Genomic DNA, 16995 nt, shown 5'->3' on the forward strand with positions numbered 1-16995 from the left:
TGCAGCCTACGCCTCAAGACAATCAACTGATGTCTGAGCGCCGCATTCTCTGCTTCAAGTCGGCTCTTCGACTTGAGGGGCGAAGCCAAGACGGCCAGTACGAAACAGAGCAGCCCGATCATTCCGCCAGCTTAGGCGACTCCATTACGTCATCAACCCGGATAAGGTTTTCGGTACACACAGATGGATAGTTTGCGACGGGGCGGGCATCTCGGAAAGGTCGTCCTGACATTTGATTGATGGGTGACGAGAAGTGATGCGCGATTCAGGGCCCGGTCCGCTTTTCTGCGCGGATCCTAGCGAGCAGATTTTGGTGCAAACCGGACATTCGGCCGGACCGGAGAGTCTCAGAAGGGAGAGAAGCGGTCATTCTGAACCGCTACCGCCCTCGATGTGTGGCGGTCTTTCAACGCGCCGCCTCGCGAGTAAAGCTACCCTCCGGTAGGAAAACAGGCTTCCGAAATAGTGGGTTTAGCGACGTGGCGGACGGACCTCTGCTACATCCTCTGCCAAACGACGATGTTCTGCCATCCGGCGTGCTCAGTGCAAGGCGTGCTCCGAGGCGAGTGGCGCGGGCAATATCCCGATGCGTCCCTCTACGAATTACTAAGTGGTAAGGAGATCTGGTTGCGGAAAGAATTCCTCGGGCGAAAGCTGTCTGGAGATCAGGCCATCCTCGAACATGTAGCGGCTGACAACGTCGAGCGTTGAGCGATTCTTTGCGAGGCCAACCGGCCAGTAGTCGCTGCCGAGCTGCTGCTCAGTGAACATCAGGTTCTCGAGCTGCCACGGCAGCATCGTACTCAGCGCCGCCGAATCGAACAGTCGCTCCCTGGCGATCGCTTGAGCCTTGGCGAAACCATCGAACACGGCCATCGCCAGGCCCGGGTTGGACTCGGCGATGGTTCGCTTGATGGCGATGAGGTGCATAGGTGGAAAAATCCCGGTCTTGGAGAAATACGCGAGCTCTGCCTCCATGGGATTTTCGAACAGGCGGGTCACCATAGGAGTGCGCCAGGTGCTCGGTGCCCGCGCGGTGTATAAAGCGTCGATCTCGCCCTCCGCCAGCAAGACGGCGAGGCTCTTGTCGTTCCTTTGCTCGTGCTTGAAGCGGTCGGGATAGAATTGCGGATGCTCGTCGCCACTGCGGGCGCTTTCCAGGCCACCCGACACGTAGATCGGCGAGGTGCGCGGCAGTCCGAAATAATCCTGAAAGATGCCGCGCAGCCAGACGGCGGCGGCCATGTCGAACACGGGCACGCCGATGCGCTTGCCGGCGAGATCGGCTGGTGTCCTGATCCGCTTTGACGTGTTGACGAAGACGTTCGAGAAGCGGAAGTGTCGCGAGGGAAACACCGGCACCGCCACATAAGGCCACTCCGGGCGTTCGAGCGACCTCAGATAGGAAGTGATCGGAAATTCGCAGCAGTCGAAGGTATGTTCCGTCAACTGCTTGTTGAACAGCGCTTGCACGCCCATCAACGTCACGTCGGCTTCGACGCCGGCGATCGATACTTCACCGTTCGCGATCGGTCGGGTGCGATCGGAATCGCTGAGCCCTATTTTAAGAGACAAGGCTGCCATATTTTTTTGCTTTCTTCGACGTCGAGGTGGTTGGAGGCCAGCCGTTTGACGAGAACGTCCAGCAGCTCCGGCAATGCGAGCGGCGTCGCATTGGCGCCGCCGCGTGCGTAGATGGCGGTTGCCTTCGAGATGTCGATCCCCAGCCGCTGCGACAGGCGCTGAACGGCCAGCTTGCAGTCGTCCGGCATCGGCAGGCAGGCGATCTTCTGCCCTGCGGCAAGATGATCGTTGGCACCGATCAGTTCGAGGCGCCTGCTTCCGACGTTGCGCGAGGTCGTGACGTGGTGAGCGGCGCGCTCGCCGCGCGACAGAACGAAGCTGCGATGGGTGAGGCCCGGCGCGACCCATGAAATAATGTCGCTATAGTGATGGCCGATCCGCGCGACGACGTCAGCCAGGATGCGTGCCATTTCGTTGTGCATCATGACATAGTGCCGGCGCTCTTCGTCGCCCCATTTCCAGCGGGTCGCCGTGACTTGCACTGCGGTCGAGTCCGCCCTCCAGGGCGACACGGCGTTGCCCCTGTTCTCGAACAGGCCGGGATCATCATAGGCTACCGCCGGCGAAGGTTTTTCGCGATATTCGACGATATGCTCGTAGGGGACGACGGCCATGGGCTCCGAGATCACCATTCGGTGCAGCACCGTGCCGCTGTCATTGGCGAGCGGCGAGAGATTCAAGACTTCCGGCGAAAATGGAGATTCGAGGCGAGCCTGCAATTCCTGCGGAAGATATGTGCGCTTCGTCGGACGGAAGCCTTCATCCAGCAGCCGCTGGTTGATCGCCATATGTTCGGTCGAGAACGGATACGGCTTGGTCTTGGTGCAGGGCATGAACAGCAGCACGTGACGGCGCGCCGACGGCAGCTCAGGCTCATATTCGTTCTGGATGAACTGCAGCCACTCGGCGATGCGCGGATGCTTCAGCGAGTCGACATTGTCCTGCGGGCTGTAAAGACAAAGCGTTCGGTCGAGCTCGAAGGGGCTCTGTATCTTCAGCGTTGACTCCAGGATGCGCTTGGATCGGTCCTCGACGCTCACCATGGCAATGTATTCCTTGTAGTCTTGCAGGGGCGGATATCACTCAAACGACGTTTTCCCGAGTTTCGCGCTTAAGCAGAGCGGTGGGGTCAAGCTCTTGTTCGTTGTAGTCGAGAAGCGACTGAAGATAGGCGTCGGCGTCTTCGACGAACAGGCCGCGGCTGATGCCCGCTGCTATACGATCGAGGCCGAATTTGAGGGCGGAGATGCCGGCGGAGCAGGCAAGGCTCGGCATCGCCGCAAACGTGTAGCTGAAGATGTTGGCGAGATACGGCGCCGATCCCGCGACCTTCTCGGTGAATTGGAAGCTGGGTGACAGATAAGGGTAGGCGCCGAGTTGCGGATGCTCGTCGCCGGCCGGCGGCTGATAGCGATCGGACCAGCGCGCGATCTTGTCATGGAAGCGGGCCAATTCCGGCCGCGTGGCGAGATCGACGGTGAATCCGGTGCCAACGATCAGGAAATCAAAGCGCTCCGTTCGCCCAGAATTGTTCAGCGAAATCTTCCCGGCATCGAAGCCGACGCGCTCAAGCTGATAGCCGAGTTGCACGAAGAAATTGCCGTGGCGAACGCAGCGGTCGAACGTGTCCTGCGGAGGCGGCTGGTTCATGTCGAAGATGATCTTCATGAAGCGCCATTTGCGAGCATCATCGAGGTCGCCGAAATGGCGCAGAAAGCCAGCGAACTCCATCCAGCGATTGGGATTGACGGTCGGAAGCTTTTTTCTCCGAGCGAGCAGATGGACCGAGGCCGCGCCGTTCTCGAGCGCCATGGCGGCGTTGTCGAACGCCGAGGCGCCGGCGCCGATCACGGCGACGTTCTTTCCCGCCAGTGCGGCAAAATCGATCGGCTCCGCTGTATGGGCGTAGCGCTCTCGCGGCAATGCCTTCGCGATCACGTCGGGCACGGCCCATCGCCCAGACCCTTCGATCCCGGTGGCGAGCACGACGTTGCGGGCAAGCAGCCTCTCGGCCGCCCCGTTGACGCGCGCGTGGACCGCGAGCAGACCATTGGCGAGTGGTTCGATATCGGTTACCTCGGCCCCGTTGCTCACTTCCATGCCGACGGCGTTCCGCACCCAGGTCAAATAGGCCTGCCAGAGTTCGCGCGGGATCTTGTTCAATTCCTCCCAGGAGGTCTTGCCGTAGAGCGCTTCCCACCAGGCGCGGACCGAGAGGCTGGGAAGACCGAGATCCGGGCCGGTCACGGTTTTTGGTGTTCGCAGTGTGTGCATGCGGGCAAATGTCAGCCACGGGCCTTCGAGACCTGCAGGATTTTTGTCGAGCACGCGAACGTTGGTCACCCGCTCGCGCAGAAGGCGGAAGGCGATCGAAGTTCCGCTTTGGCCTCCGCCGACAATGACCGCGTCGTGCACGGGCTCGCCCACGTGGCTATGGGGAATCGTCCATTGCCGGGCCGGGTAGGCGAGGCAATCCAGATCAAAGCGAACGCGCCGTTCAAGTTCGAGCAGGGCGCCACTTGCTTGGTTCGTCGCAAGCATCAGGCTATCTCGCCTCCAGTGGAATACGCCGTTCGATCGGAAGCGGCTCCTGCGCCATCGAATGGGCGAAGGCTACGACATGGGGTTCGAGCCGGCTGGCAAGGGTGCGGGCGTCGCGCGTTGCGGCCGAGAGCTTCGCGAGGCTTTCGGCGACCCGGCTACGCAGTTCTCCCGCGTCGACCGAAACGATCTTCCGATCGACGACCTTGAATTCGCCGCCGACCATGACGTCCGTCACAGCGGCGGAGTCCGCGCTCGTCACCAACTGGTTGACGAGATCGGTGGCGGGAATGAAATCGATGTGGTTCAGATCAAGCAGGGCGAGGTCGGCGCACGCTCCTTGTTCCATCCGGCCACATGCCGCGAGGCCGAGGATCTGCGCGCCACCTCGGGTCGCGAGCCGGACGACTTCGCTGGCTTGCAGCCACTCGTCGCGCGGGCCGGCGAAAACCTGCGCTGAGAAGGAGGCAAGCCGCATCGCCTGTAGCATGCTCAGGGAGTCGGAGGAGTTTGCGCCATCGGTCGCCAGCCCGACATTGATGCCGCGCGCCAGCATCGGCCTGACATGAGCGATGCCAGAGCCGAGCCGGAAATTGCTTGCGGGAATGTGTGCAACCGAGCAGCCGTGCTCTGCGAGCAGGTCGAGGTCGTCATCGTCGAGCCAGACGCCGTGCGCTGCCGTGAATTTGGGCCTGAGCATGCCGAGGTCGGCAAGATAGCGGACTTGGGAGCGGCCATAGATCTTGCGGGCGGCGACCGCCTGCAGCCGCGACTCTGCGATATGCATGTGGATTGGCAGCCCGTGGCGTTCGGCGATCTCCATGCAGCGTTGCAGGAAAGGCTCCGAGCAGTGATGCGGGATCGTCGGTGCGATGGCGATCGAGATGCTCTTGGGGAGCTGCGCTTGCGCGGCCATGATTTCTTCCATGGCCGCAAGCGTCCTATCGCCGCTTGCAAGCGAGAAGTTGCCGACCGACGCGCGTAAATCCGGCGGCAGCGCGTCCGCCAGCCCCGGGATCGACTGGAACAGGGTCTGGTCGGCGATCATCGGCGCGAGCGCGGCGCGCATCCCGGCATCGGCGTAGGCTCGCGCGGCCGCCATGAAGCCTTCTACGGTCGGCCGCGGAAACTCGTAGACGAGATCGAAGCAGGCGGTGCAGCCCTTCGTCAGCATGTCGATGGCGCCGACCAGCGTCGACAGATAGATCGTCTCCGGATCGCGCGGGCCGGCGAGCCATGGTCCGTTCGTCAGCGACGCCTCGAGTGTCCACCTTTCGGCGATGCCCTTCATCAGATTGGCGTGGCCATGCGTGTGGGAGTTGACGAGACCGGGGACGATCAGCCGATCGCTGACATCGCGCCGCGTTGCTGAACGCGCAGGTGTCGCGCCGGTTGTTCCGATCCAGGCAAGCCTGCCGTCTTCGATCAGCAGATCCTTTCGATCGACCGTTCCGGATGCCGGATCGACGACGAGGCCTCCCGATAGCAAGAGACGTTCCTGCGCCGTCATTGACCTTGTCCTGGGGGATGGGTCGCAATCCAGTGCCGGGCGATGTCGCTACGGCCGGCGAACCAGACCGCTTCATGCTTCGCCGCAAAATCGAGAAACCGGGTGATGGCCTCGAACCGGGCCGGCTGGCCGGAAATTCTGCTGTGCAGGCTGATCGTCATCATGCGCGGATGACTGCGGCCTTCCTCATGGAGGACACGCATGGCCGACGAAAGATGGTCGAAGAAATCGTTCGCCGTACCGAGTTTTGCAGTCGCAAGCCGATTGTCGTTGTTGGTGAAGCTGTGTGGAATGACGAGATGGGGACGTTTGCCGACTCTTACCCAGTAAGGCCAGTCGTCAGCATAGCTGTCGGAATCGTAGAGAAAGCCGCCATGCTCGACCAGAAGCGCGCGGGTATGTCGGCTCGGCGAATAACGGCTCTGCCAGCCGAGCGGACGGCGTCCAACCGCCTGTTCGAAGCCGGCCACGGCGCGGCCAAGGACGCTTCGTTCTTCGGCTTCGCTCATCAGAAAATGCCGGACGAAACGGTCGCCATGGCAGCACAGGTCGAAACCGTGTGCCTTGATCGCCTCCGCGGCCTCGGGGTTGCGCAACAAGGCCTGCGCGCAGGCGTTGACGGTGAGCGGGATGCTGCGTTCGGCCATGGTGTCGACGATCCGCCAGAAGCCGACCCTCGAACCATATTCGAACAGCGATTCGGCGACGAAATCCCGCATTCCTGTCGGGACCTCCTGCGCGATGCCGTCGGTCAGCGCCAGTTCCGTTGCGCCGTCGCCATCGGGAATCGATGGTTCGGCGCCTTCTTCGATGTTGAGGACGATCACGATTGCCAGCCGTGCGTCGTTCGGCCAGCGCGGCCTCGGCGGCCCTCTGCCGTAACCGACGAAATCCCGGTCGTCGTGGGCTTTCATTGTCCGCCCGAAGCTGCCGGCAAGGCATCGCCGATCTTGGCGGCAAGATCGAGCAAGAACTGATCACCGCGCGGACCTGCGATGAACGATAGTCCGACCGGACAGCCATCGACGGTGATCGCCGGGATGTTGAGCTGTGGCAGCCGGCACAGGCTGGCGACACAGGTGAGGGCCAGCGTCCTTTCCCGGAATTCGATCTGTGCCGAAACGGGCGCCTCGCGAAGTGGCGGAAGAGCGTGCGCGGTCGGAATCATCAGCACGCCGTCGTTTCCGAGCAGCGATACCAGCCGGTCCGTCAGTTGTTCGCGGCGCGCCACCGCGACTGCGAACTTTGCGGAATCGACGCGCGATGAAAGCTCGATCCGGTCGGCCACTGCGGGACTCAAGGCTCGGCGCGGCATTGTGGCCCACGCGCCGAGCGTCGACCAGAGATCTTGGAGTTGCAGTGGCCTGAACGTGTCAAGCCAGAACTCGGCACCTTCCTCGAACAACGTAACTTCAGTCGCCTCGCCAAGCGACTTTGCCACGGGCAGAAGCGCCTCGCCGATCTCGCGCACGGGGACGTCGAACGCGTCGCGCGCGAGCAGCAGGCGGGCCGGCTTGAACGGTCCGCTCGCTCCGAAGTAGATCTCGCCGACGCGTTTTATCGTCGCCGCATCGCGCGCGAGCCAGCCGACGGAATCAAAACTCGGCGCCATCGCCATGATGCCGGCGACCGACAAACGGCCGTAAGTTGTCCGCAGGCCATAGAGGCCGCAGAAGCTTGCGGGCACACGGATCGAACCGCCCGTGTCGGTGCCAAGCGCGAAGTCGCAAAAGCCGGCTGCGACGGCAGACGCCGAACCACTGGAAGATCCGCCGGGTACGCGCGCCGGTGCCTTTGGATTGATCGGTATCCCGAAATGCGGATTCATTCCGAACATGCCGCAGGCGAGTTCGTCGGTGTGGGTCTTTCCAACGAGGTGCGCGCCAGCCATCAACGGGGCCAGCACGGCCGGCGCGGTCGCGACGGCCGGATCGGCGTCCCGCAGCCGATCCGGATTTCCCCACGCCGTCTTGTATCCGGCGACATCCATCAGATCCTTGGCCGCAAAAGACAGGTCCGAGAGCGGTCCATGCTGAACCAGCTTGAGCGAAGAGGGGCCATGCTCCACGAATGCCAGACGCCTGATCTCTTCCATGCTGACCATCGATCGCACTGCCCGGCTACTCTGCGGCATCCGAAAGCTTCAAATCGCCTTTCGGCAGATCATAGGAACTCATGAACCGGTCGACGGGGCCCTTGACACTATCCCAGTCGAAAAACCGGAAGCTGTTTCCGCGCGTCACGAACGGCGCGCCGGAATAGAACATTTCATATTGCAGATGGCGCGAGCCGAATTCGGACCCGACCGCATCCCAGGCAAGCTTCATCAGCTTGACGCGCTGCTCCGACGTCGTGATGGGCGAACGCTGCGTCTTGTGAATGATGGCATTGGTTTCAGGGGTCGCGAAATCGGCGTAGGAAGAAGGCACCATGATCATGCCGCCGCCCGAGAGCGAGCGGATCGCTTCTATGATCTCCGGATAGGTGTTCTGCGCGATGACCTGCGCCGTGCAGAGCAGGGATCGGTCCGGCACGTAGAACTCGCCGAAAGTCTCGCCCTTCATCTCCATCGCGATCACGAGCGCTTCGATGTTACTCACCTTGGCCGCCATCAAACCCAACGTGTCGCGCACCTGCGGAAAGTTGATGATGTTGTTGGTCTCGGCGATCTTGCGCGCCACTCCCAGCAGGAACCGCAGCTTCACCATCAGGCGGACCATGCATTGATAGTTCTGGAAGACATGCGCGCGGGTGTCGTGCCACTGGGCCTGGGCCATCTTCAGGTCCTTGAACACGAAGACGCGGTCCCAGGGTATCTTGACGTCGTCGAAATGGACGACGGCGTCATTCTCGTCGAACCTGGAAGAGAGTGGATAGTCGAACGTCGAAGTGGCATTCTGCTCGTAGCTGCGGCGGGACATCAGCGTCAATCCCTTGACGCCCAATGGCACGACAGCCGTGAAAGCGTAGGCTTCGTCGCCGGCCTGCAGCGCCTGAAAGCCCGAGATCAGAAGCTCGTTCGCCATCACGCCGCTGGTCGCCAGCATCTTGGCGCCACGGATGGTGATGCCTCCGCTGTCCTCGTCGACGATGGAAGCCACGAGATGTGGATCCGGCTGCTCGCCTGCTGATTTTCCTTTGTCCGATTGTGGATTGATGATGACGTAGGACAGGAAAAGATCGTTGTCCCGGGCGTACTGGAAATACGCTTCCATTGCGGCCGCGCGGGCGGGATGATGGTCGCGGAAGGCGGCAAGTCCCATCCGGAAGCCTGCGAGCGTGGACGCCACGTGGTCGGGCGATCGGCCGATCATGCCGCAGGACAGTGTCGACCATGTTTCGATGGCGTGTCGCCGCCTCACGAGGTCGCCATAGGTCTTCGGAAGCTGCCAGGCCAGATTCACCCGCTCGCCGCTGGTCGGTGACTGGAACGTCATCAGATCAAGGTTCTCCGGCGCGGCCTGGAAATCGTACAGTCCGGCGACCGTCTCGATGACGTTGCGAAAGCTGAGGTCGGTCGTGATATCCGCGACCTTCCGCCCGTCGATGTAGATCGAGCGATCGTCGCGCAAACTTGAAAGATAGGCGTTTCCGTCTTTGGCCATGCAAGGACTCCGCAAAATTGTGCTGGAATCCGACGCCAGGCATTTACCCATTGCAGCCGGAAGCGTCGTTGACACTAGTGTTCGCGAAGATCGGTGGTCAAGCTGAACCGTTGGGCAGTGCGATAGCTGACTCTTCCAGAGTTTTTCGCGCGCTATCGAATGGTGTGGTCAGGAATTGAGCATGAAGACGCGAAATTGTGTGCAGTTGCGTGCGGCCAGCTCCCTCATGCGTCGCTATTCCACAGCTAGATTTTGGTCAGAAATGCCGCCGCAGCCCTGCCATGCTCGTATCTGAGCTGAGCGATATCGATCCCGACCGGTGCTCCGTCCGTGACGCGCCATTTGCCCTTGATCATGACGCGATCCGCCCGATGCGCGCCGCAGAGAACCAGAGCCGCGATCGGGTCGCCGGCTCCTGAAAATCTCAGTTCTTCGAGCGTGAAGCAGGCAAGGTCGGCCTGACGGCCAACTTCGATCTTGCCGATATCACTGCGTCCAAGGCATCGGGCGGAGCCTTCTGTCGCCCACCTGAACGCATCGAGGTGGGTGACCGCGGATGCGTCGTAGGCGAGCCGTCCAAGCAGGAATGCGTGGCGCACCGACTCCATCAGGTTTGAGCTGTCGTTCGAGGCAGAGCCGTCGACGCCGAGGCCGACGGTCGCGCCCGCAGCTTCGAGATCCCTGGTCCGGCAAATGCCTGATGACAGCACCATGTTGGAGGTCGGGCAGTGACAGATGCCCATGGCGTGTGCGCCCAGTCGCGAGATTTCGGCGTCATTGAAGTGGATGCCGTGTGCGAGCCAGACGCGTTCATTCATCCAGCCGACCTGTTCGAGATAATCGAGCGGACGGCAGCCATAATGGTGGAGGCAGTAATCATCCTCATCATGCGTTTCGCCGAGATGGGTGTGGAGCAGGCAGTGATGCTTCGAAGCCAGTGTAGCCGTGTCGATCATCATCTGGCGCGTGACGTTGAACGGCGCACACGGCGCCAGTGCAACGCGCAGCAGCGAGCCTTCGCGAGAATCGTGATACTTGGCCAGCACCCGCTCACAATCGGCGATCGCCGTATCGTGATCCTGCATCAATCGTTCGTCGGCAATGCCCCCTTTCGCAAAGCCGAGATTGATGGCGCCGCGCGTCAGCGTCATCCGCATTCCAAGCCGGGAGGCTTCTTCGGCTTCGATGTCGACGGCGTCAGCCATGTCTTGTGGGAAAACGAACAGATGGTCGGACGCGGTGGTGCAGCCGGACATCAACAGTTCGGTCAGCGCCACACGAACCGCGAGCCGGAAGCGGTCGCGGTCGAGATAGGACCCCCAGATCGGGTAGAGCTGCTTCAGCCACGGAAACAGCGGCTTGTTGATCGCCTGAGGATGGGCGCGCGTCAGTGTCTGGAAGAAGTGGTGGTGCGCATTGACGAGGCCAGGAATGATCACGTGCCGGCGTGCATCGAATATCTCATCGCATGGCGTTGTCGGGCCGTCCGGTCCGACCAGTTCGATGATCTTTCCGTCCTCAATGACAAGCCCGCGCTTGCCGCCATCCGCCAGCATGGCAATCGGATCGCGAATCCAGGTTTTCATCGGGTCTGCACCGCTAGACCGGCTTCTTGTGCGCGAGCGAGCGGTTTGATTCCGTTGCAAGAAACAGCTCGGCGTTCGACACAGGGCATTCTTGACCTCCGCAAATCCGATTGGTCGGAGAGCAAGACGGATGCCAGACACTATCGAGCTCATTCCGCGGTAAGGCACCGCCGCGACATCGCTCAGCGAAATGTGGTGCCGGCCGTCAACCTCGCGGCGGCGGTGGGTAAGCGAGGCGCCTGTCGGTTGTCGATCCGCCGTTCTCCGGACTGCCCCTTGCGGCGACTTGGCGCGCGGCTTGCTTGTGCTCACTAGGAGCGCGGCCACCCCCGTGCTTTTACCGGATCGAGGCTCATTGGAGACATGGACCAGTCTGGATTTGCTGATCTGAAGCCGCGTCTGGTGCTGACTGGTATCACCAAGCGCTATCCCAGTGTCGTCGCCAACGACGATGTCTCGCTAAGCATCCGTCCCGGCGAGATCCACGCCGTGCTCGGCGAGAACGGTGCCGGTAAAAGCACGCTCATGAAGATGATCTACGGCGTCACCAAGCCGGACGCCGGCACCATCATGTGGAACGGGCAGTATGAAACCATCGCCGCGCCGGCACAGGCGCGGCGGATGGGCATCGGCATGGTGTTCCAGCATTTCTCGCTGTTCGAGACGCTGACGGTCTGGGAAAACATCGCGCTTGCGCTGGATGAGGCCGTTCCGACCGCGAAGCTGGCGTCGCAGATAACAGAAGTATCGGAGAAATACGGACTGCCCATCGACCCCTACCGGCTGGTTCACAGCATGTCGGTGGGCGAAAGACAGCGGGTTGAGATCGTTCGCTGCCTGCTTCAGGAGCCGAAGCTCCTGATCATGGACGAGCCGACTTCAGTGTTGACGCCGCAGGCCGTCCTCATCCTGTTCAAGACGCTTCGCCGTCTGGCGGCGGAAGGATGCAGCATCCTCTATATCAGCCACAAGCTCGATGAAATCCGCGCGCTCTGTGATACCGCAACTGTGCTGCGCGGCGGACGGGTCAGCGGCACGGCCATTCCGCGCAACGAGACCAATGAAAGCTTGGCGCGAATGATGATCGGCGGCGAACTGGCGGAATGTCGCCTTGCGCCGCGCGAAGCCAAAGAAGAAAGGCTGAAGGTCGAACGTCTGTCGCTGACTTCGCCGGATCCTTTCGGGACGTCGCTCAAGGATGTCAGCCTGACGGTGCGCAGCGGTGAGATCCTCGGGATCGCGGGTGTCTCGGGCAACGGCCAGAAGGAATTGATGACGGCGCTCTCGGGCGAGCGCTTGAGCCCGGCTTCCATGATCAAGCTGTTGGGGCAGCCGGCCGGCAACCTCAATCCGGCGCAGCGGCGCGCGGTTGGTCTGACCTTTGTTCCGGAAGAGCGGCTTGGACGTGGCGCGGTGCCTCCGATGAGCTTGGCTCAGAACGCGCTCCTGACCGGAGCGCGAAAGGGCATGGTGCAGAGGGGCATCATCCATCCGTCGGTCATGAAGACTTTTTCAAAGAACGTGATCGAGCGTTTCAAGGTCAAATGCGGCGGCGACCAATCGGTCGCCTCCAGCCTGTCCGGCGGCAATCTGCAGAAGTTCATCGTCGGCAGGGAGACGATGCTGCAGCCCAGGATGATGATCGTGGCGCAACCGACCTGGGGCGTGGATGTCGGCGCGGCGCAATTGATCAGGCAGGCCCTGATCGATCTGCGCGATCAGGGCGTGGCGATTCTGGTGATTTCAGAAGAACTCGACGAGCTCTTCGCCATCAGCGACCGCCTCGCGGTGATCGCCGACGGACGTCTTTCGCCGTCGGTCAAGCCTGCGGAGACATCGATCGAGCAGATCGGGACATGGATGAGCGGCAAGTTCGGCGATCGGGCGGACGACCGCGCGGCTTCCGCAAACGCACATCTGGAGACGGCCAATGCTCAAGCTTGAGCGGCGCGCGACGCCGTCGTCCATCATGAGCGTCGCTTCGCCGCTGCTGGCGGCGGTCGGTATGCTCATAACCGGATTCGTGCTGTTCAAGGTGTTAGGCAAGGATCCGGTGGAGGCATTCTATCTGTTCTTCGTCAAGCCGGTGTCGACCACCTACGGCATCGGGGAATTGCTCCTGAAAACGACGCCCTTGCTGCTCTGCGGATTGGGCCTCGCCTTGGGCTTCAGGGCCAATGTCTGGAACATCGGCGCCGAAGGACAGCTCACCATGGGGGCGATCGCCGGCGGCGGCGTCGCGCTCTGGTCCGGCGACAGCGAATCTGCGTTTGCGTTGCCATTGATGCTACTGGCCGGAGTGCTCGGCGGGATGGCCTGGGCCGCGATTCCCGCCTTTCTTCGAACCCGGTTCAACACCAACGAAATTCTCGTCACGTTGATGCTGGTCTACATTTCCCAGTTGGTGCTGTCGTGGCTCGTGCACGGGCCATGGCGCGATCCGCAGGGGCTGAACTATCCGCAATCGCAAGGCTTCGGCGATGCCGAGACGATGTCGATCCTCATCAGCGGAACGCGGGTGACCTGGGGCATTGTCTATGCGCTCGGGCTGGCACTGGTGGCCTGGATATTCTCGCAGAAGACCTTTGCCGGCTTCCGCATGCAGGTCGCGGGGCTGGCTCCTGCCGCGGCGGCCTATGCCGGCTTCTCGGAAAAGCGCAACATCTGGATTGCGCTGATGATCTGTGGCGCCACCGCCGGGCTCGCGGGCGTGTGCGAAGTCGCCGGTCCCATCGGCCGGCTGCAACAGCAGATATCGCCCGGCTACGGCTTCGCCGCCATCATCGTGGCCTGGATCGGCCGCCTGCATCCGATCGGCGTTGTGTTCGGCGCGCTGCTCATGTCGCTGCTTTATCTCGGCGGCGAGGCGGCACAGATGGGCATGGGCTTGCCGTCCGCGATCACCGGGCTGTTCCAAGGCTTGTTGCTGTTCTACCTCCTGGCCGCCGATCTGTTTATCACGTTCCGGCTGAAACGCGTTGCGCCGGTCGAGGCCAATACCTTGAAACCACCGGTACAGGCGGAGACCGCCGCATGAATCCCATTGTCCCGATGATCGCCAGCACCGTGGTCGCGGCCACGCCGCTGATCTACGCGGCTCTTGGCGAAACCGTCGTCGAACGGTCCGGCGTCCTCAATCTCGGCATCGAGGGCATGATGCTGATCGGTGCGGTGACCGGCTTCGCCACGACATATGCGACCGGCAGCGCTGCGCTTGGTTTCCTCGCTGCGGCCTGCGCCGCCGTCGCGTTGTCCCTGCTTTTCGGCTTTCTCACGCTCAACCTGCAGACCAATCAGGTCGCTACCGGCCTCGCGCTCACCTTGTTCGGCATCGGCCTGTCAGCCTTCGTTGGTTACAACTACGCCGGCCTGCCGGTGAACCGGCTGACGCCGATCACCATTCCCGGGCTGAGCGCCATTCCCGTGGTGGGCGATCTCCTGTTTCACTACGACATCATGGTCTATCTCTCCATTGCACTGTTCGTGGGCGTGCAGTGGTTTCTGACGAAGTCGCGCACCGGCCTGACGCTGCGGGCGATCGGCGAGTCGCCGAGTGTCGCGCATTCGATCGGCAAGTCCGTCCTGAAGACTCGCTACCTGGCTGTGATGTTCGGCGGGGCGATGGCTGGGATCGCGGGTGCGTATCTGTCGCTGGTCCAGACCCCGATGTGGGTCGAGGGCATGTCCGCCGGCAAGGGCTGGATCGCGCTTGCGCTCGTGGTTTTCGGCACGTGGAAGCCGACACGCATCGTTGTCGGTGCGTATCTCTTTGGTGGTGTCACGCAATTCCAACTGTTCGCGCAGGGCTTCGGTCTGCCGATCCCGACCGAGTTCCTGTCGATGCTGCCTTACGCGGCGACGATCATCGTGCTGGTGATCATCTGCCGCGATCCCAAGACCATCTTGTTGAACCAACCGGCTTCCCTTGGCCGGAGTTTCCATTCGGCCGCGTGATCAGGGGCCTCGCGGTGCGGTTTCAACAATTCAAGCTCCAGACATAGGTAGGCGTTATGCAACGAAGAACGTTTCTGAAAGTGTGGTCCATGTCGATCGCGGTGGGCTTGGGAGTGGCCGCACCGGCCGCGGCTCCTGCTGCCGAGCCGCTGAAGGTCGCTTTCGTCTATTTGGGACCGCGTAGCGACGGAGGCTGGACGCAGCAGCACGATCTGGCCCGGCTGGCGCTTGAGAAGGCGATGGGTTCTGCGATCAAGACCACCTTCGTGGAAAACGTCCCGGAAACCGCGGATTCCGAACGCGTCTTCCGCCAGCTCGCAGCCGACGGCAACAAGCTGATCTTTGCGACTTCGTTCGGCTACATGGAGCCGCTTCAGAAGGTCGCCAAGCTGTTTCCGGACGTCAAGTTCGAGCACGTCAACGGCTTCAAGACAGCGGCCAATATCACGGTCTACGAGCCGCGCTTCGAGGAAGGCTTCTACCTGATCGGCACGATCGCCGGGCTGATGACGAAGACGAACACGCTTGGCTTCATCGGTTCGTTCCCGATCCCGAGCGTCATGCGCAATATCAACGCGATGGCCCTTGGTGCTCAAGCCGTGAATCCGAAGATCAAGGTGAAGCCGATCTGGGTCAACACCTGGTATGATCCCGGCAAGGAGCGCCAGGCGGCAGACACGTTGATTGCGCAGGGTGCGGACAACGTTGCCCAGAACACGGACTCGCCGGCCTCGATCCAGGCGGCGCAGGAGAAGGGCACCTATGCGTTCAGCATCGATGCCGATATGTCGAGCTTCGGCAAGAAAGCCCAGCTCTCTGGTTCGACGGAGGACTGGAGCGGTTATTACATCGACGAGACCAAGAAGGTGCTCGATGGCACCTGGACCGGTAATCGGCGCATCCGTTGGGGACTCAAGGAAGGATTGGTGGTGATGGCTCCGCTCAATCCCAATATCCCGCCAGAAGTCGTCAAGGTGTTTGAGGAAAAGAAGGCGGCGATCATCGCGGGCACGCTTAATCCATTTGCCGGACCGATCAAGGACAACACCGGCAAGGAGATGGTTCCCGCCGGCGGTAAGATGTCCGAGGCCACTTTCAGCTCGCTCAACTGGTACGTTGAAGGGGTCGAGGGTACCGTTCCAAAATAAGGCCTTAACCATCGGTCGGGCGAGAGGTCAGCGAACGAAGTGCAGGTGTCTCGCGGCGAGACCACCTGCACTTCGCGCTGTAGGGCGGCCGATAGGGCCAACTCGTCCTCGATGGGCCGGCGTAGACAGCCTTCATCCGCTCGCCTCGCGCATCATCGTCTTGAGCAATTCCGCCAGCACGCTTGCGATCGCGCTGCTTCCCCGTTCGTGACCGATCAGCATCAAGGTCTGGGACTCATGCGACAGTTCGCGGACCGGCAGGTAGACGAGGCGTCCCGCCCGCCGCTCAAACTCGATATCGAACGGCGTGAGAAAGGTAATCCCGTTGTCGACCATCGCGGAGTGCCTCATGATCTCGATGGCATTGGTCTCGATGATCGGCTGCAGATCCAGTGAGACGCGCGTAAACGCGGTGTTCAAGTAAGGCCTGATCGCGCTCGTGTCGTCGGCAACGACAAGTGGATAGTCGATGCAGTCGCTCAGCCGGATGCCGGTTCGCTTCGCAAGCGGATGGTTCGGCGCCATGACGGCACCGAGCTTGGCGCCGGCGCGCGCCAGGACCTTCAGATTGCCGTCCTTGGTAAAGTCGAATCCGATGCCGAGATCGGCTTCGCCGTTGGCGACAGCGAACTGAATCTCCTCGCCCGTGTTGAACAGCGTCAGGTTGAGCTTGACCCTTGGATTGGCGATCCGGAACGCCTTTACCGTTCCGGGGACCAGGTTCGACGCGAGCCCGCTCATCATCGCCATGGTGATCTCGCCGCGCCGCAGCCCCTTGAGCTCCTCGATCTTGGTTTGCGCGCGCGTCAGTTCTTTCAGGGTCTGCCTGACGTGGCCGATCAGAATCTCTCCGGCAGCGGTCAGGACCAGCTTCTTTGGGAGCCGTTGAAAAATTGGCGTTCCCAATTGGCTTTCCAGCGCCAGGATCTGGCGGCTGATGGCGGAAGCGGCAACGTTCAGATGATTGGCGGCCTTCCGGATCGAGCCCGTCCGCGCAACCTCGTCGATATAGTTCAACAGCCGACCGTGAAGCATTTCCCTTCTACCTTGTTGCGCCTTCGGAGCAG

General features: G+C 61.7%; 13 protein-coding genes. 4 read left to right on the plus strand and 9 right to left on the minus strand.

From position 1 onward, the window contains the following. Positions 1–606 precede the first annotated feature (606 nt). The 8 genes from AC5ZG1_RS18240 to AC5ZG1_RS18275 all read right to left on the minus strand — a co-directional run bounded on the left by AC5ZG1_RS18240 (position 607) and on the right by AC5ZG1_RS18275 (position 10826). Positions 607–1584, minus strand: a complete 978-nt coding sequence (locus tag AC5ZG1_RS18240; RefSeq protein ID WP_496133669.1) for a substrate-binding domain-containing protein — start codon at positions 1582–1584, stop codon at positions 607–609. Further along, positions 1560–2627 carry a hypothetical protein gene (locus tag AC5ZG1_RS18245; protein WP_496133670.1) on the minus strand — a complete coding sequence of 356 codons (1068 nt, stop codon included), beginning with the start codon at positions 2625–2627 and terminating at the stop codon, positions 1560–1562. Before AC5ZG1_RS18245 ends, AC5ZG1_RS18240 begins: the two co-directional genes overlap by 25 nt. Before the next feature lie 40 nt (positions 2628–2667). Then, a complete protein-coding gene (locus AC5ZG1_RS18250; RefSeq protein WP_496133671.1) occupies positions 2668–4125 on the minus strand; it encodes an FAD/NAD(P)-binding protein in 1458 nt (485 codons plus the stop codon). Positions 4126–4129: 4 nt separating this feature from the next. Next, complete coding sequence (locus AC5ZG1_RS18255; protein WP_496133672.1) at positions 4130–5635, minus strand: amidohydrolase family protein; 1506 nt, start codon at positions 5633–5635, stop codon at positions 4130–4132. Further along, positions 5632–6549 (minus strand): polysaccharide deacetylase family protein, encoded by a 918-nt coding sequence (locus AC5ZG1_RS18260; protein ID WP_496133673.1) that lies wholly within the window; start codon positions 6547–6549, stop codon positions 5632–5634. The genes AC5ZG1_RS18255 and AC5ZG1_RS18260 overlap by 4 nt, the downstream gene beginning before the upstream one ends. Beyond that, positions 6546–7730, minus strand: a complete 1185-nt coding sequence (locus AC5ZG1_RS18265; RefSeq protein ID WP_496133674.1) for an amidase — start codon at positions 7728–7730, stop codon at positions 6546–6548. The genes AC5ZG1_RS18260 and AC5ZG1_RS18265 overlap by 4 nt, the downstream gene beginning before the upstream one ends. A 25-nt stretch (positions 7731–7755) precedes the next feature. After that, positions 7756–9240 (minus strand): 4-hydroxyphenylacetate 3-hydroxylase family protein, encoded by a 1485-nt coding sequence (locus AC5ZG1_RS18270; RefSeq protein WP_496133675.1) that lies wholly within the window; start codon positions 9238–9240, stop codon positions 7756–7758. 245 nt (positions 9241–9485) lie between these two features. After that, positions 9486–10826, minus strand: a complete 1341-nt coding sequence (locus AC5ZG1_RS18275) for an 8-oxoguanine deaminase (protein ID WP_496133676.1) — start codon at positions 10824–10826, stop codon at positions 9486–9488. 363 nt (positions 10827–11189) lie between these two features. On the opposite strand from AC5ZG1_RS18275, the gene AC5ZG1_RS18280 reads away from it, so the two are divergent. From AC5ZG1_RS18280 to AC5ZG1_RS18295, 4 genes are all read left to right on the plus strand, one after another. Beyond that, positions 11190–12770, plus strand: a complete 1581-nt coding sequence (locus AC5ZG1_RS18280; RefSeq protein ID WP_496133677.1) for an ABC transporter ATP-binding protein — start codon at positions 11190–11192, stop codon at positions 12768–12770. Beyond that, the gene (locus AC5ZG1_RS18285) at positions 12757–13863 is read left to right on the plus strand and encodes an ABC transporter permease (RefSeq protein WP_474419096.1); all 1107 of its coding nucleotides are present in this window, start codon (positions 12757–12759) and stop codon (positions 13861–13863) included. Before AC5ZG1_RS18280 ends, AC5ZG1_RS18285 begins: the two co-directional genes overlap by 14 nt. Continuing rightward, the gene (locus AC5ZG1_RS18290) at positions 13860–14780 is read left to right on the plus strand and encodes an ABC transporter permease (protein ID WP_456641287.1); all 921 of its coding nucleotides are present in this window, start codon (positions 13860–13862) and stop codon (positions 14778–14780) included. Before AC5ZG1_RS18285 ends, AC5ZG1_RS18290 begins: the two co-directional genes overlap by 4 nt. Before the next feature lie 74 nt (positions 14781–14854). Then, positions 14855–15928 carry a BMP family ABC transporter substrate-binding protein gene (locus AC5ZG1_RS18295; RefSeq protein WP_456641329.1) on the plus strand — a complete coding sequence of 358 codons (1074 nt, stop codon included), beginning with the start codon at positions 14855–14857 and terminating at the stop codon, positions 15926–15928. A 132-nt stretch (positions 15929–16060) separates the two neighbouring features. On the opposite strand, the gene AC5ZG1_RS18300 is transcribed toward AC5ZG1_RS18295, so the two are convergent. Further along, positions 16061–16963: a LysR family transcriptional regulator gene (locus AC5ZG1_RS18300; RefSeq protein ID WP_456641286.1), complete on the minus strand. Its 903-nt coding sequence runs from the start codon at positions 16961–16963 to the stop codon at positions 16061–16063. Positions 16964–16995 lie beyond the last annotated feature (32 nt).

Source organism: Bradyrhizobium sp. Leo78, from assembly GCF_059512425.1.

Excerpts from the sequence above, each read along its gene's own strand:
- AC5ZG1_RS18240 (WP_496133669.1), bottom strand. The coding sequence starts at position 1,584 with ATGGCAGCCTTGTCTCTTAAAATAGGGCTCAGCGATTCCGATCGCACC.
- AC5ZG1_RS18245 (WP_496133670.1), bottom strand. The coding sequence starts at position 2,627 with ATGGTGAGCGTCGAGGACCGATCCAAGCGCATCCTGGAGTCAACGCTG.
- AC5ZG1_RS18250 (WP_496133671.1), bottom strand. The coding sequence starts at position 4,125 with ATGCTTGCGACGAACCAAGCAAGTGGCGCCCTGCTCGAACTTGAACGG.
- AC5ZG1_RS18255 (WP_496133672.1), bottom strand. The coding sequence starts at position 5,635 with ATGACGGCGCAGGAACGTCTCTTGCTATCGGGAGGCCTCGTCGTCGAT.
- AC5ZG1_RS18260 (WP_496133673.1), bottom strand. The coding sequence starts at position 6,549 with ATGAAAGCCCACGACGACCGGGATTTCGTCGGTTACGGCAGAGGGCCG.
- AC5ZG1_RS18265 (WP_496133674.1), bottom strand. The coding sequence starts at position 7,730 with ATGGAAGAGATCAGGCGTCTGGCATTCGTGGAGCATGGCCCCTCTTCG.
- AC5ZG1_RS18270 (WP_496133675.1), bottom strand. The coding sequence starts at position 9,240 with ATGGCCAAAGACGGAAACGCCTATCTTTCAAGTTTGCGCGACGATCGC.
- AC5ZG1_RS18275 (WP_496133676.1), bottom strand. The coding sequence starts at position 10,826 with ATGAAAACCTGGATTCGCGATCCGATTGCCATGCTGGCGGATGGCGGC.
- AC5ZG1_RS18280 (WP_496133677.1), top strand. The coding sequence starts at position 11,190 with ATGGACCAGTCTGGATTTGCTGATCTGAAGCCGCGTCTGGTGCTGACT.
- AC5ZG1_RS18285 (WP_474419096.1), top strand. The coding sequence starts at position 12,757 with ATGCTCAAGCTTGAGCGGCGCGCGACGCCGTCGTCCATCATGAGCGTC.
- AC5ZG1_RS18290 (WP_456641287.1), top strand. The coding sequence starts at position 13,860 with ATGAATCCCATTGTCCCGATGATCGCCAGCACCGTGGTCGCGGCCACG.
- AC5ZG1_RS18300 (WP_456641286.1), bottom strand. The coding sequence starts at position 16,963 with ATGCTTCACGGTCGGCTGTTGAACTATATCGACGAGGTTGCGCGGACG.